13 protein-coding genes are annotated in these 13229 nt (G+C 32.0%); 6 read left to right on the top strand and 7 right to left on the bottom strand.

The window, feature by feature from the left end; all coding sequences use genetic code 11:
- The 5 genes from DFQ07_RS05060 to DFQ07_RS05040 all read right to left on the bottom strand — a co-directional run bounded on the left by DFQ07_RS05060 (window position 1) and on the right by DFQ07_RS05040 (window position 5735).
- Window positions 1-1647: a glycerol-3-phosphate dehydrogenase/oxidase gene (locus DFQ07_RS05060; RefSeq protein WP_133535187.1), complete on the bottom strand. Its 1647-nt coding sequence runs from the start codon at window positions 1645-1647 to the stop codon at window positions 1-3.
- A 105-nt stretch (window positions 1648-1752) separates the two neighbouring features.
- Complete coding sequence (locus DFQ07_RS05055) at window positions 1753-2187, bottom strand: YHS domain-containing (seleno)protein (RefSeq protein WP_133535186.1); 435 nt, start codon at window positions 2185-2187, stop codon at window positions 1753-1755.
- Window positions 2188-2235: 48 nt separating this feature from the next.
- A complete protein-coding gene (locus DFQ07_RS05050) occupies window positions 2236-3414 on the bottom strand; it encodes an alanine racemase (protein ID WP_133535185.1) in 1179 nt (392 codons plus the stop codon).
- A gap of 4 nt (window positions 3415-3418) precedes the next feature.
- On the bottom strand, window positions 3419-4705 hold the full coding sequence (locus DFQ07_RS05045; RefSeq protein ID WP_133535184.1) for a D-arabinono-1,4-lactone oxidase: 1287 nt from the start codon (window positions 4703-4705) through the stop codon (window positions 3419-3421).
- 55 nt (window positions 4706-4760) lie between these two features.
- On the bottom strand, window positions 4761-5735 hold the full coding sequence (locus tag DFQ07_RS05040; RefSeq protein WP_133535183.1) for a LuxE/PaaK family acyltransferase: 975 nt from the start codon (window positions 5733-5735) through the stop codon (window positions 4761-4763).
- 109 nt (window positions 5736-5844) lie between these two features.
- Between DFQ07_RS05040 and DFQ07_RS05035 the strand changes: the two genes are divergently transcribed.
- From DFQ07_RS05035 to DFQ07_RS05025, 3 genes are read left to right on the top strand one after another with little or no spacing between them, the layout of a single operon-like run.
- Window positions 5845-6249, top strand: coding sequence for a hypothetical protein (locus DFQ07_RS05035; protein WP_133535182.1), 405 nt, complete (start codon window positions 5845-5847; stop codon window positions 6247-6249).
- Window positions 6242-6793 carry an RNA polymerase sigma factor gene (locus DFQ07_RS05030; protein ID WP_317126691.1) on the top strand — a complete coding sequence of 184 codons (552 nt, stop codon included), beginning with the start codon at window positions 6242-6244 and terminating at the stop codon, window positions 6791-6793. The genes DFQ07_RS05035 and DFQ07_RS05030 overlap by 8 nt, the downstream gene beginning before the upstream one ends.
- A gap of 3 nt (window positions 6794-6796) precedes the next feature.
- On the top strand, window positions 6797-8479 hold the full coding sequence (locus tag DFQ07_RS05025; RefSeq protein ID WP_133535180.1) for an outer membrane beta-barrel protein: 1683 nt from the start codon (window positions 6797-6799) through the stop codon (window positions 8477-8479).
- 40 nt (window positions 8480-8519) lie between these two features.
- On the opposite strand, the gene DFQ07_RS05020 is transcribed toward DFQ07_RS05025, so the two are convergent.
- Window positions 8520-9572 (bottom strand): isoaspartyl peptidase/L-asparaginase family protein, encoded by a 1053-nt coding sequence (locus DFQ07_RS05020; RefSeq protein WP_133535179.1) that lies wholly within the window; start codon window positions 9570-9572, stop codon window positions 8520-8522.
- A gap of 113 nt (window positions 9573-9685) precedes the next feature.
- Here DFQ07_RS05020 and amaB point away from each other — a divergent pair, with 113 nt between their 5' ends.
- Window positions 9686-11227, top strand: coding sequence for an L-piperidine-6-carboxylate dehydrogenase (gene amaB / locus DFQ07_RS05015; RefSeq protein WP_133535178.1), 1542 nt, complete (start codon window positions 9686-9688; stop codon window positions 11225-11227).
- A gap of 75 nt (window positions 11228-11302) precedes the next feature.
- Here amaB and DFQ07_RS05010 read toward each other — a convergent pair whose 3' ends face one another.
- A complete protein-coding gene (locus tag DFQ07_RS05010) occupies window positions 11303-11683 on the bottom strand; it encodes an ankyrin repeat domain-containing protein (RefSeq protein ID WP_133535177.1) in 381 nt (126 codons plus the stop codon).
- 193 nt (window positions 11684-11876) lie between these two features.
- Between DFQ07_RS05010 and DFQ07_RS05005 the strand changes: the two genes are divergently transcribed.
- Both DFQ07_RS05005 and DFQ07_RS05000 read left to right on the top strand, forming a co-directional pair.
- Window positions 11877-12395 carry a hypothetical protein gene (locus tag DFQ07_RS05005; RefSeq protein ID WP_133535176.1) on the top strand — a complete coding sequence of 173 codons (519 nt, stop codon included), beginning with the start codon at window positions 11877-11879 and terminating at the stop codon, window positions 12393-12395.
- Between the two features lie 72 nt (window positions 12396-12467).
- Complete coding sequence (locus tag DFQ07_RS05000) at window positions 12468-13229, top strand: cyclase family protein (RefSeq protein ID WP_133535175.1); 762 nt, start codon at window positions 12468-12470, stop codon at window positions 13227-13229.

The following is a 13229-nucleotide window of genomic DNA, read 5'->3' as shown; positions in this document are numbered from 1 at the left end:
CTAGTTAAAATTTACTGTTAAATTTATTTTATTTTCTAGCTCTTGTTGATAATATAAAGTAGTTTCTTTATCCCAATTAAAACGTGATGCAAAGTCTTGTATAACAAAGTCTTTATAAGTATCTACACTAGGTTTATCAAAAAATAAACGACCTGTTCGCCTCATGAAAAAGTCGGTAGGAGTACAAACCATTTCATGTTTTATAGTAAACCATATTTCAGCTTGTAACAAACGTTGCTCAAAATTTTCTTCATTTAACTCATCAAACTTATCTAAAATAAGTTCGGTTTGTTTACCATAGTTATGCACCAAATAGCTAGCATCTTTTTCAGAAAAACCATACGGTTTTATACGTTTAAAAACTTGGTTAATGTATAGTTTAACTGATTTATAGTTCTGAAATGGTCCTCCCGCTAATACTATTTCTTCGGTTTGAATTGGGTCGAAATCTACTTCAAAACGACGTTTCATTTTTTTAGCAACAATATCCACAATGCGTTCTGCCATTTTTCGATAACCAGTTAATTTTCCTCCAGCAATGGATATTAATTTTGTATCTGAAACAAAAATTTCATCTTTTCTAGATAATTCCGAAGCTGATTTTCCTTCTTCGTGAATTAACGGACGTAATCCTGCCCATGAAGATTGAATATCATCAATAGTTAAATGAATATCAGGAAACATGTTGTTAACAGCTTCAATTAAATATAAAGCATCTACCATTGAGGTTTCTACAGAATCTTTATCTTGTTGGTAATTGGTATCGGTAGTACCAAAATAGGTTACTTTTCCGCGAGGAATAGCAAACATCATACGACCATCAGGAATATCAAAGTACACCGATTGTTTTACAGGCAATTTTTCATACGGAACCACAAGGTGTACTCCTTTGGTTAAATGTAAACGTTTTCCAATTTTTGAATTGTTTATCTGGCGTAATTCATCTACCCAAGGTCCTGCTGCATTTACTACATATTTAGCTTTGATATCGTAACTTTCATTGGTAAAAACATCGGTTACTTTAGCACCTACAACACGTTTGTTTTCATAGATAAATTCATCAGCATTTGTATAGTTCAGTATTTTGGCATCATATTGACTAGCCGTTTTTAAAACTTCAATGGTTAAACGAGCATCATCGGTACGGTATTCAGCATAAAAACCTGCACCGTTTAAAATACTTTCAGGTAACAAAGGTTCTTTTTCTAAAGCTTCTTTTTTGTCGAGCATTTTACGTTTGTCATCTCCTTCAACAGAAGCTAACACATCATACACCTTTAACCCTATTGAAGTCAACCAAGAACCATAAGTTCCTCCTTCAATTAAGGGTAAAATCATCTTTTCAGGAATTACCAAATGTGGAGCTAATTTGTGAACAATAGCACGTTCAGTCCCCACTTCTTTTACTAACCAAAAATCAAATTGTTTTAAGTATCGTAAACCACCGTGTATTAACTTGGTCGATTTACTTGAGGTACCAGAAGCGAAGTCATTTTTTTCTATCAAGGCTACTTTCATTCCACGAGAAGCCGCATCTAAAGCAATACCAGCACCAGTAATACCACCTCCAATTATTAGAATATCAAATTCTGTATTTTGTATTTCTTGCTGAATATTTGGTCGGTTAAAAAAAGAAAAATTGTTCATAGATGTTTTTTAGCTATCAAAAGTAAGAATAAAAAGAAACGAAAGCACATAAAAAAAGAGCTGAAAACATCAACTCTTTTTCTTACTATAGAATCAATTACTGATTCATTTTCCCCAATTTATATCTGCTTTCTTTTTAAGTTTTTCAGGGCCTTCTTTTAACCATAGGTTAAACGTGTTGGTGCCCCAAGAGTTATAGAATAAATACAATTTACCATCTCTTATTTCATAAGTTTCTGGATCTATACTGACTTTTTCTCCTTTTTTACCCATTGCATAAGCGCAGTAACCACCATATTGTGGAACATATTTTGTAGGATTTTCTTTAAACAACACTAAGTTTTTTTCTGAAGAAAACTTAAATTTTACTCCATCATAAGTGGTAGAAAACTCATTTTTCCCTTTTTTTACTATCTTCTTGAAGTAAGACACCACGTCATACCCCTCAGCTACATATCCTTTTTTAGTGTTGTAATCTGTTTTTTGAGCTATTAACGAAGTTGAAATTATAAGAAAAAGAAGTGTTAGGATATTTTTCATTAATAATAAATTTTATGAGTAGTCGACGAAAAATACATGGCATTACACTTATGTGTTTTTTAACAGTTGCCATGGTTGTTGAATTTTACCATCTCTAACAGGTAAAATTTCTCCGAATTGTAAAAAAACAAATTCACTTTGGTGTGGTCTTAAAAAGACAAAATCATCTACTTGCAAAGATGTGTTTTTAGGAATATTAATCATAGTTTGATTGGTTGAAGCACCAAATAAATTATTTTGTTTTGTGTTTTTAGGATAGTGATAATCTGCTTTCCAAAAACCGCCATAAATAAAAGCAGATTTTTTAGTAAAAATTTGTTTTAGTTTTTCTAAACCTGGAAGTGTTGTATTAGAAAAAGTTTTTAAAACAGGTGTAGCTATAAACGTTGCTGGTTTATATTTTTTTAATGAAGGAATATCGAACGTTGTAGGTTTTACAAAGCATGAACCGATAGCAATATCATTAATAGGAGAGGAGGACGTTTTGTGTAGGTTTAAGGTAGGACTTCCTGCTCCGTTAAAGGTTAAATTTTTATTCCATAGCTCAGGAAAATCATTTAGAACTAAGGTTTGGCATTCTTTATAAAATTGATTCGCTAATTGCAACGCTTTTTTTTGAGACCGAATAATTTTTGGAAGTTTTACCACATGTGGATCATAACCCATAAACCCTGAAAACGCTACAAAATCTTGATTGTTTTCAATAAGTGATAGTTCTTTTTCTAAACTTTTTAAAGAAGAAAAACCACCGCGGTGCAAACCCACATCAATTTCAATATTCAATCGTAATTTTTGATTGAGTTGTTTGGCTAAATCGATGTATTCTTCAATTCGTTTCTCAGTATCTACCAACCATTGAATTTGTGTAAACGGATTAAATTTGTTGTGTTGTTGAGGTAAGTTGTTGTAAAAATATTCCGCAGTTTTTATAGGCATGGGTTTACCGATTAAAACATCTGATTTGTTATGTAATCGAGAAGCTAAATCGGTTAAAAAAGGCTGATGAAAAACCATCAATTTGTTTGAGTTGGTTTTTTGTAAGATGTATTCAATCAATTGAACAGCAGGCAATGATTTTACTACAACTCTGAGCGAAGAATTCTTTCTAAAATTAGAGAGGACCTCATTAATATTTTCATCTAAAATATCTAAATCAACCAATAAACAAGGAATGGCTCGTTGGTAGTTTTTTAGTTCTTTATTGAGTGTTTTAAAATATGCATCCATATAATTAAATACCTAACAGTTTTTGAAGATACGGATTCACAAAGATATTTTCAGGATCATGTTCTTTTCTGAAAGTCAGAAAATCTGCAAATTTAGGATACATTCTTACAATATCATCAGTGGTAAATGTATTTATTTTACCCCAATGAGGTCTTCCGTCATAGGCTTTAAAAATTTCTTCTAAAGCAGTAAAATAAGCACTACTATCTTTTTTATTGTATACATGGCATGCGATATAAGCAGAGTCTCTATTGTAAGCAGGACTCATGTATACATCATCACCTTTTACCCAGCGATTTTCAATAGGAAAATGAATGTTGAATTTTTTAGAATTGACAATTTTTTGTACATCTTTAAATACATCCTGATAAGTTTCTACAGGAACATTATACTCCATTTCATGGAATTTTACCATTCGTTGTGTAGCATATACTTTATGGCTGTGATATACTTTTTTTACATTACTAATACTGGCTGCTGTAATGTTGGCAACTGTTTTGTTTTGTGATGGAAGAACTCTTGCATACTCACACATCAGTTTAAAAACATAGTTTTCGAGTACATATTCAGTCCAATAGTTAAAAAAGTTCACCTTATCAGGCTCAGAATCTTCAACAATGTTTGAAGTTTTTGTCCAAGCAGTATTTGTGTAAGGAATCCAGTAAAATTCAAAATTACGGTTTTGAGAATTTCTTTCATCCAAAGTAGCCAACACATCGCTTAATTTCTCCTTTTTGTTTTGAAGTTTTAGTTTATAGGTAGGAACACATTGTAAAGTTATTTCGGTAATAATACCTAAACAACCTAACGACACTTGGGCAGCTTTGAATAGTTCAGTGTTTTTTGTGGTGGAACACTCAATGATTTCTCCCTTTCCATTTACGAATTTCAATCCAATAACTTGGTTACTGATAGATTTTAGATTTATACCAGTACCGTGTGTTCCTGTACTTATAGCTCCTGCAATTGACTGAACGTTAATATCACCCATGTTTTCCATAGCTAACCCTTCTTTAAAAAGGAGTTCTCCTAAGAGTGATAGTTTTGTTCCTGCTTTTACAGTAGCTTGATTCTTTTCTTTATCAATTGAAATGAGTCCTTGAAAATTATCGAGAGTTACCAATATTTCATCAGTACTACACAAAGAGGTAAAGGAATGACCTGAACCAATAACCCGAATTTTTTGGTTAAACCGAATAGCTTTTAAAACAAGTTGTTGAATTTCATTTTCTGAATGAGGGAAAGCAACAGCTGATGGATTCCACTGTACATTTTCTGCCCAGTTTTTCATAAGACCTTGAACTAATAGAGGTTAATTGTCTGGGAAGATAACAAAAAATAAAAAGTTATAAAACCATTAAATTACAACCACGGATATCTGAATTATCAAAACGTCCTATAATTTCAAAACTATTGTTATCATATACTTTTCCTAAATCTTGTGTCGCAATAAAAGAACAAGAATTGTAGTTTGCTAAGTCGATTACATTAATTCCACCTGATTTTTCCTTAGGCAAGATAGTTAAAGCATCTTCAGGATCACGGGTTAGAATTTGCATCCAAGGCGGACAATTAAAAAGACCATTTCCTTTTGAGTACCCTTGACTTAATAATTCCGTCATTCCATATTCAGAATGAATTTCATTTACTCCAAAACCATCGCTTAAAATCGCATGTAGTTCATGTCTGATTAATTCTTTTCTTCTTCCTTTCATTCCACCTGTTTCCATAATGATGGTATTAGAAAGATTGAAATTGTATTGTTCTACCAAATCTAACAAAGCAAAAGAAACACCTATGAGTAATACTTTTTTTCCTTGTGAGTCTAATTGTGTAAGCTTTTGAGCAAGTTGGTCAAGATTATTAAGATAAAACCCGCTTTCAGAATGTTTAGAACGTTTAATTAAATCATCAACCATATAAATCAAAGAAGATCCTTTTCGTTCCAAGTAATTAGGTAGCAAAGCTAGTACTACATAATCTTCTATATTTCCATAAAAATGTTCAAAACCTTTTAAATAACTGGTTTCGTACCAAGATAAATCGGTAACCAAGTGTTTACTGGTTGTACTTCCAGTAGTTCCAGAACTCGTGAAAGTTTCTTGAATTTCATCTGTAGAAGAAAGTACGTCTCGAGTTTTAAAAAACTGAATTGGTAAAAATGGTATTTGCTCAACAGTATGTATATCTGAAGGATGTACATAGATTAAATCGCAAAATGAGCGATATACTTTGTTATTAGCAAACTGATGTTTGAAAACTTGTAGCGCAGTTGTATTAAAATCTTCGGTAGACTGTATGTTAAAAACGGTGTTTTTCATAAACTTTGACAAAAATAAGGGTATTGTACGCAACCTTTTTAATTTTTTTTCATCTAGTAGATAAATAATGAAAATAAAAAAGTTAATAACCCCCAACAATATATATATCATGAAAAAATTTTTAATTCTTTTTTTAAGTGTATTTACGTTTTATTCTTGTTTAGATGATGATGGTTCTGCCTTTAAGTATGAGTATTTAAAGGTTGATAGTGCTACTACACCAGAAAGTTTCACTTTTGGAGAAGTAGACACTATTAAAATAAAATACACATTGCCTAACAGTTGTTATTCTTTTGACGGATTATACTATCAAAAAGTTGATACAACTAGAATAGTTGCAGGTGTTGCAATAGTAGCTCTTGATGTTGCATGTACTGAAGAGGAAAGACAAGAAGAATATGCTTTTCCTGTAAAAGCAACTCAAGAAGAGGATTATGTTTTTAAGTTTTGGAAAGGAAAAAATGATGACGGAGAAAATGTGTATGAAGAAGTGGTAATTCCAGTAAATTTGTAGTATCAATTTAGAGAAACTCATACAAGAATGCTGTCATCAGAATATAACAGCGCAGGCTCAAGTTTATCAGTTATTTTCTGGTAAACTTTTTGCGCTTTGTTTAAAATATTCGCGGAATTATCAAGATGCCGAAGATACATTACAAGACAGTTTTCTAACCATTTTTAAGAAAATGCCTCAATATCAAAATAAAGGTTCTTTTGAAGGATGGATGAAAAGAATAACAATAAATACAGCATTACAGAAGTATAGAGAAAAATCACCGTTGCAATTAGTAGCAGAAGTTTCAAATGAAGAAATAGAAGAAGATGTAGTAATTGAAACTGAAAATATAAGTGTAGACATGTTATTAAAACTGATTCAAAATTTACCAGATAGGTATCGTTTGGTTTTTAATTTATATGTATTAGATAATTATTCACACAAAGAAATAGCTGCATTATTAAAAATTTCGGAAGGAACATCAAAGTCTAATTTGTCAAGAGCAAAACAGATATTAAAAAAGGAGATGGAGTTGCATCAAAAAAAAGTACAAAATGCATAACTGATGGAAGAAAAAAACATCGATAGATTATTTCAAGAAAGACTTAAAGATTTAGAGGTAACTCCGAATGAAAAGGTATGGAATGCTATTGAAGAAAAACTCAATAAGAAGAAAAAGAAAAGAGTTTTTCCTATATGGTGGTTTTCTGGGGGTATTGCAGCAACACTAGTGTTAGGTTTTTTATTGTATCCTTATGCTAAGGAACAAGAGAATACGAACGAAATAGAGACTATTATAGTTGAGTCGCCCACACAGCAAAAAAATGATAAAAAAGAATTAGAAGATGTTATCTCAACAGAGTTTGAAAAAGAAAATATAAAAGAAACACATATAGTTAAAGAAGAATTTCAAAAGGACGAAATTCTAAACACAGATCATGTTGTAAACATTAGTAAAAAAGAATTACAAGAAAAAGAAGAAATTGAAGCTAGTAGAGAAGTTGAAGGGGCTTTATTAGTTCAAACGAATATTGAAAAAGAAGAGAAAAATTCGAAAAAGAAATTGAAAGAAAAGCTTCATGAGAATGAAGTTTTAACCACTAATCATGTTGTGAAGATTAGTAAAAAAGTGCTAGAAGAAAAAGATAATAACCAAACTAGTAGAGAAATTGAAGGTTCTCTACTAGTTAAAAGTAATGTTGAAAAGAAAGTAACAAACAAAAAAAAGAAATTGAAAGAAAAGCTTCATGAGAATGAAGTTTTAACCACTAATCATGTTGTGAAGATTAGTAAAAATGAGCTACAAGAAAAAGATAGCAACATAGCTAGTAGAGTAGTTGAAGGGGCTTTACTAACTAAAAATGATGTTGTGAAAGAAGAAGAACCTACTGGCAAGCTTGAAAATAGCTTGCCAGTTATTAAAAGTGAAGCTCAAGGTTTTCCAAAGGAGAAAAAAAGCACCCTTAAAGAGGCTTTAAAACCCAAACAAGAGTTATTAGCTGAAACAGAGGAAGAAGAAAGCATTAAAGAGGATAAGAATTCAAAAAAATGGTCTATAGCTCCAGTTTTTGCGATTGTTAAATCCAATTCTTTTTCTAAAGAATCTCCGCTAGACAGTAAACTAATTCAATCACCAACAAATGGGAGTAACAACTTTTCTTATGGTTTAAAAGTTGCGTATCAGTTAAATAAAAGGTGGGAAGTACAATCGGGAGTTCAATTGCAAAACTTTGATTATATAAACGATAATGTTCCTGTAACTAATGGTTTTTCTAGTGAAACGCTTTCTAGTGTAGATTATAAAGATGAATTTAGCAGTTTTGGTTTTGGAACAAGTACAGGTATGATTGGTATGAGTTCTACAGGATTTGGGATAGTCAATGAAAATGCAACACTAACTCAAAGTTTAGGTTATATAGAGGTTCCTGTAGAAATAAAATACACATTTATAGACACTCAAAAGTTCAGTTCTAAAGTAGTAACTGGCTTTAGTTCGTTGTTTTTAAATAAGAATGAGGTTTCTGTTTCTTCGGAAAAAATATCAGAAACATTCGGAAGTGTTAAAAACTTAAATTCAGTAGATTTTAGTGGTAATTTAGGTATTGAATTTGATTATTCTATCAACAAGCAAATCAAGTTCAATTTGAATCCGATGTTTAAAGTACAATTAAATACATTTTCATCTGAAAGTAATGGGTTTAAACCTTATACTTTAGGTTTATATTCTGGAATTAAATATCAGTTTTAAAAATATAATTGATACTCTAAACTAAGAGGGTCTTCATATTTTAATCTGCATAAATTTTAACAATTAAATCACCTTTATCATTCATAGAGGCTCTATACATTCCAGTTGTATTAAACTCAAACGACATGTTTCCTTTTTTGTCAAGAGCTATAACACCACCTGTTCCGCCAAGTTTAGTTAGTTTGTTTTGAATCACATCTTTTGTAGCTTCTTTTAATGATTTATGCAGGTATTCCATTTGAGCAGAAATATCGTGAGCTACTTGAGCTCTTATAAAATACTCACCCCATCCTGTTGAAGAAACACCACAGGTATTATTATTAGCATAGGTACCAGAGCCGATTATGGGTGAGTCACCTATTCGTCCCCAGCGTTTGTTAGTCATTCCACCTGTAGAAGTTCCAGCAGAAATATTTCCATCTTTATCCAGAGCAACACAACCTACGGTACCAAACTTACTGTTTTTAATATCAACATCGTAAAAAGCGGCTTTTTTATCGTCATGATCTAATTCTGTTTTTTCTTTGTCTTTGATTTTTTGTAAAGAATTGAAGCGTTTTTCGGTATAAAAATAACTTGGATCTACTATTTCTAATCCTTGTTCTTTGGCAAATTGAGAAGCACCAGCTCCAGAAAGCATCACATGATCGGAGTTAGTCATTACTCTTCTTGCAGCTTCGATAGGACTTTTAATATCCTTCACACCAGCAACAGCGCCAGCATTAAGTGTTTTCCCATCCATAAAAGAAGCATCTAATTCATTAGTTCCTTCATGGGTAAAAACAGCTCCTTTTCCTGCATTAAATAAAGGAGATTCTTCCATTACCTGAATGGTTTTTACCACCGCATCACCACTCGAGCCACCTTCTTCTAATATTTCATAGCCTACTCTTATTGCCTCTTCTAGTTTGGCTTTATAAACAGCTTCTTTTTCAGGAGTCATGTTCTTTTTTAGAATGGTTCCAGCGCCTCCATGAATAATAATAGCAAATTCATTTACTGAAACTTCACTTAGTTCTTTAGACGCTTTTTTGGGCTGATTACAAGCAGATAAAATCAATAATAGAGAAAATAGGTAATGTATATTTTTCATAACTAATTGTTAATTTTTAAACAAACAGTATTGTTTTTGTTTAATTTATTAATTGTAAAATTATTCGTAGTTTTGAACTTTAAATTTAAACAACTAAAATTACAATATAAAATATGGCAGATTTTGGTATCAAAGAAGCTTTAGCTACTTTAGGATTAAAAGAGATAAATGAAGGAACCTCAACAGGTTCAGTAAACTTTGCAAATGGTGAAATCATTGAATCATATTCACCAGTAGATGGAAAGTTAATAGGAAAAGTAAAAGCTTCTACCAAAGAAGATTACGAAAAGGTAATGGAAGCAGCTACTTCTGCTTTTAAAACTTTTAGAGCGATGCCTGCTCCACAAAGAGGAGAAATAGTTCGTCAATTTGGAAACAAATTAAGAGAATTAAAAGAACCATTAGGTAAATTAGTTTCTTATGAAATGGGAAAATCTTACCAAGAAGGTTTAGGTGAAGTTCAAGAGATGATTGATATCTGTGATTTTGCTGTAGGTTTATCTCGTCAGTTAAACGGACAAGTAATTCCATCAGAAAGACCAGGGCACGTAATGAGAGAGCAATGGCATCCATTAGGAGTTGTAGGTATTATATCTGCATTTAACTTCCCAGTGGCTGTTTGGTCTTGGAACACAGCATTGGCATGGATTTGTGGTAACGTATGTGTGTGGAAAGGTTCAGAAAAAGCTCCTTTATGTTCAGTTGCTTGCCAAAACATTATTGCTGAGGTTTTAAAAGATAACAATTTACCAGAAGGAATTTCATGTATCGTTAATGGAGATTATAAAGTTGGTGAATATATTACTGAAGATGCACGTATTCCTTTAGTATCAGCTACTGGTTCTACAAGAATGGGACGTATTGTTGGTGCTAAGGTTGCTGAACGTTTTGGTAAATCTTTATTAGAGTTAGGAGGAAACAATGCTATTATCATTACTCCAACGGCTGATTTAAAAGTAGTAGTTCCTGGCGCTGTATTTGGTGCTGTAGGTACTTGTGGTCAGCGTTGTACTTCAACACGTCGTTTAATCATTCACGAATCTGTATATGATAAAGTAAGAGATGCGATTGTTGGTGCGTATGGTCAAATTAAAATAGGAAATCCATTAGATGAAAATAATCACGTTGGACCATTAATTGACAAAGATGCTGTAAATACTTATTTAGCTGCTATTGAAAAAGCAAAAGCTGAAGGAGGTAACGTATTAGTTGAAGGGGGCGTTTTAGAAGGAGAAGGTTACGAAAGTGGTTGTTATGTTAAGCCTGCAATTATTGAGGCTGAAAACCATTTTGAAATCGTTCAACACGAAACATTTGCTCCTATTTTATACTTAATGAAGTATTCTGGAGATGTTGAAAACGCTATTGAATTACAAAATGGAGTTGCGCAAGGATTATCTTCTTCAATCATGACAAGTGAAATGAAAGAAGCTGAAAAGTTCTTATCATTTGCAGGATCTGATTGTGGTATTGCTAACGTTAATATTGGTACTTCTGGTGCTGAAATTGGTGGAGCTTTCGGTGGTGAGAAGGAAACAGGTGGTGGACGTGAGTCTGGATCTGATGCTTGGAAAGTATATATGAGACGTCAAACGAATACTGTAAACTATTCTGATGAGTTACCTTTAGCACAAGGAATTAAGTTTGACTTATAAGAAAACACAGTTTTCAAAATATAAAAAAGTCACATCATTATGATGTGACTTTTTCTTTATATAAAATTTAAATAATTATTTTTCTAAAGCAGCAGCAATAACTTTATAGGCTTCGTGTGCTTTTGACATTTTAGCATATTCTAAGGCAGTATATCCTTTTTCAGATTTTACTTTTAGCTTGGCTCCGTTATCAATTAATAACTGAACAATATCTGCTTTGTTATATCTAGCAGCAAACATTAAAGGAGTTAATCCGGTAGATTTTCTATTAATATCCGTTCCGTTTTCAACCATAGCCTTTACAGCCTCAAAGTTTCCAGCCCTAATTAATTTACAAAAAGTACTTACGTTAGGGTATTCTAAGGTAGTTTTAACAGGTGCTTCGTATGAAGTTGAAGCGGTAATAGTTCCAAAAGATAAAGCGATTGCTAAAGCAGTTAATACAAATTTTTTCATGATGTTAAGTTTTGTTTTTTTAAGATTAGGTTACAGCTAAAAGACGTCTATAAAAAAAAAACGTTTCAATAAAAAATGAGACTTAACAATTAATTAAGATAAGCTCTTAAAAATCTCTTAACAGATTAAATAATTTTTAATAAATTAACAATCAATATTTTAATTAACTAAATCAAACTTAAAAAACAGAATTATGAATTGGAGTATATTAATTCCATTAGTAGTAGGAGTCGTTTCTGCTATATTAGGCTATTTATTAGGAAAATTGTTGAGTAAAAACAAAAACGGAAATGAGAAAGTTCTTTTAAAAAATAAAATCGCAAAGTTAGAATCTAGCCTAAGAAATTGTAAAGAAAGTAGATTAATATTAGAAACAGATTTAAAATTAGCAAAAGAATCAAGTGTATTTATATCTTTTGATGCAACTCTTGCTAAAGCGATTCTAGGGAAAAAAATAAAAGAAAATGATTTAAAAATAGTGGAAGGGATCGGACCTAAAATAGAAGGACTTTTCCATAACTTCGGAATTAACACATGGAAAGCCCTGGGTGAAACGTCAGTAGCAAAATGTCAAGAGGTATTAAACAGTGGAGGAGAACGTTACAAAGTACATAAACCAAACACCTGGCCAAAACAAGCAAAACTAGCTTATGAAGGTAAATGGCAAGAACTTAAAGATTGGCAAGATAATCTAGGTGGTGGAAAAGCTTAATAATTGTAAAAATCCCTCAATTTTTGTGAGGGTTTTTTCTTTTATCTTTGTTAGGAGCAACTAAACTTTACTATGAAAATCATCGACCTATCCAAACCTATTCAGTACAATAAACAAGATCCTTGGTTTATGAAAGTTAAAATAAAGCATAAACCACATCATAAAGCAAAATGGCTGATTAGAATTTTAGGATTACCATTCAAACTTTTTCCTAAAAATTTTACAGGTTGGGCAGATGATACAATTCAAAAAATGGGAGTGCATTCAACGACCCATATAGATGCGCCGTGGCATTATTCTCCAACAGTAAATGGAGAAAAAGCAAAAACGATTGATGAGGTTCCTTTAGATTGGTGTTATGGAGACGGTATTGTGATTGATATGAAACATAAGGTAGATTTTGATCCTATTACAGTTGAAGACATTCAACAGTTTTTACAAGAAAACCAGTTAGAAATACAACCAAACATGATTGTGTTAATTAAAACAGGTCGTGATAAATTTAACGGGACGAAAGATTTTCATAAAAAAGGTACGGGAGTAAGTGCAAAAGCTACTGAGTGGTTGATTGATAAAGGAATTAAAGTAATGGGAATTGATTCTTGGGGTTGGGATTTACCACTTCCGTACATGATTCAAAAAGCAAAAGAAACCAATAATTCTGAATTGTTTTGGGAAGGACATTTGGTAGGACAAAATAAAGAATATTGCCATATGGAACAGTTGGTAAATCTAGACGCTTTGCCCTTAACAGGATTTAAAGTAGCGGTGTTTCCTTTAAAAATAGTAGGCGCTTCTGCAGCACCCGCAAGAGTGGTAGCGATGTTAGAATAA

Source organism: Tenacibaculum caenipelagi (assembly GCF_004363005.1).
Lineage (GTDB): Bacteria > Bacteroidota > Bacteroidia > Flavobacteriales > Flavobacteriaceae > Polaribacter > Polaribacter caenipelagi.
This window is presented reverse-complemented; position numbering and strand designations above follow the sequence as displayed.

Excerpts from the sequence above, each read along its gene's own strand:
- DFQ07_RS05005 (WP_133535176.1), top strand. The coding sequence starts at position 11,877 with ATGAATTGGAGTATATTAATTCCATTAGTAGTAGGAGTCGTTTCTGCT.
- DFQ07_RS05025 (WP_133535180.1), top strand. The coding sequence starts at position 6,797 with ATGGAAGAAAAAAACATCGATAGATTATTTCAAGAAAGACTTAAAGAT.
- DFQ07_RS05040 (WP_133535183.1), bottom strand. The coding sequence starts at position 5,735 with ATGAAAAACACCGTTTTTAACATACAGTCTACCGAAGATTTTAATACA.
- DFQ07_RS05020 (WP_133535179.1), bottom strand. The coding sequence starts at position 9,572 with ATGAAAAATATACATTACCTATTTTCTCTATTATTGATTTTATCTGCT.
- DFQ07_RS05060 (WP_133535187.1), bottom strand. The coding sequence starts at position 1,647 with ATGAACAATTTTTCTTTTTTTAACCGACCAAATATTCAGCAAGAAATA.
- amaB (WP_133535178.1), top strand. The coding sequence starts at position 9,686 with ATGGCAGATTTTGGTATCAAAGAAGCTTTAGCTACTTTAGGATTAAAA.
- DFQ07_RS05035 (WP_133535182.1), top strand. The coding sequence starts at position 5,845 with ATGAAAAAATTTTTAATTCTTTTTTTAAGTGTATTTACGTTTTATTCT.
- DFQ07_RS05010 (WP_133535177.1), bottom strand. The coding sequence starts at position 11,683 with ATGAAAAAATTTGTATTAACTGCTTTAGCAATCGCTTTATCTTTTGGA.
- DFQ07_RS05055 (WP_133535186.1), bottom strand. The coding sequence starts at position 2,187 with ATGAAAAATATCCTAACACTTCTTTTTCTTATAATTTCAACTTCGTTA.
- DFQ07_RS05045 (WP_133535184.1), bottom strand. The coding sequence starts at position 4,705 with ATGAAAAACTGGGCAGAAAATGTACAGTGGAATCCATCAGCTGTTGCT.
- DFQ07_RS05000 (WP_133535175.1), top strand. The coding sequence starts at position 12,468 with ATGAAAATCATCGACCTATCCAAACCTATTCAGTACAATAAACAAGAT.
- DFQ07_RS05050 (WP_133535185.1), bottom strand. The coding sequence starts at position 3,414 with ATGGATGCATATTTTAAAACACTCAATAAAGAACTAAAAAACTACCAA.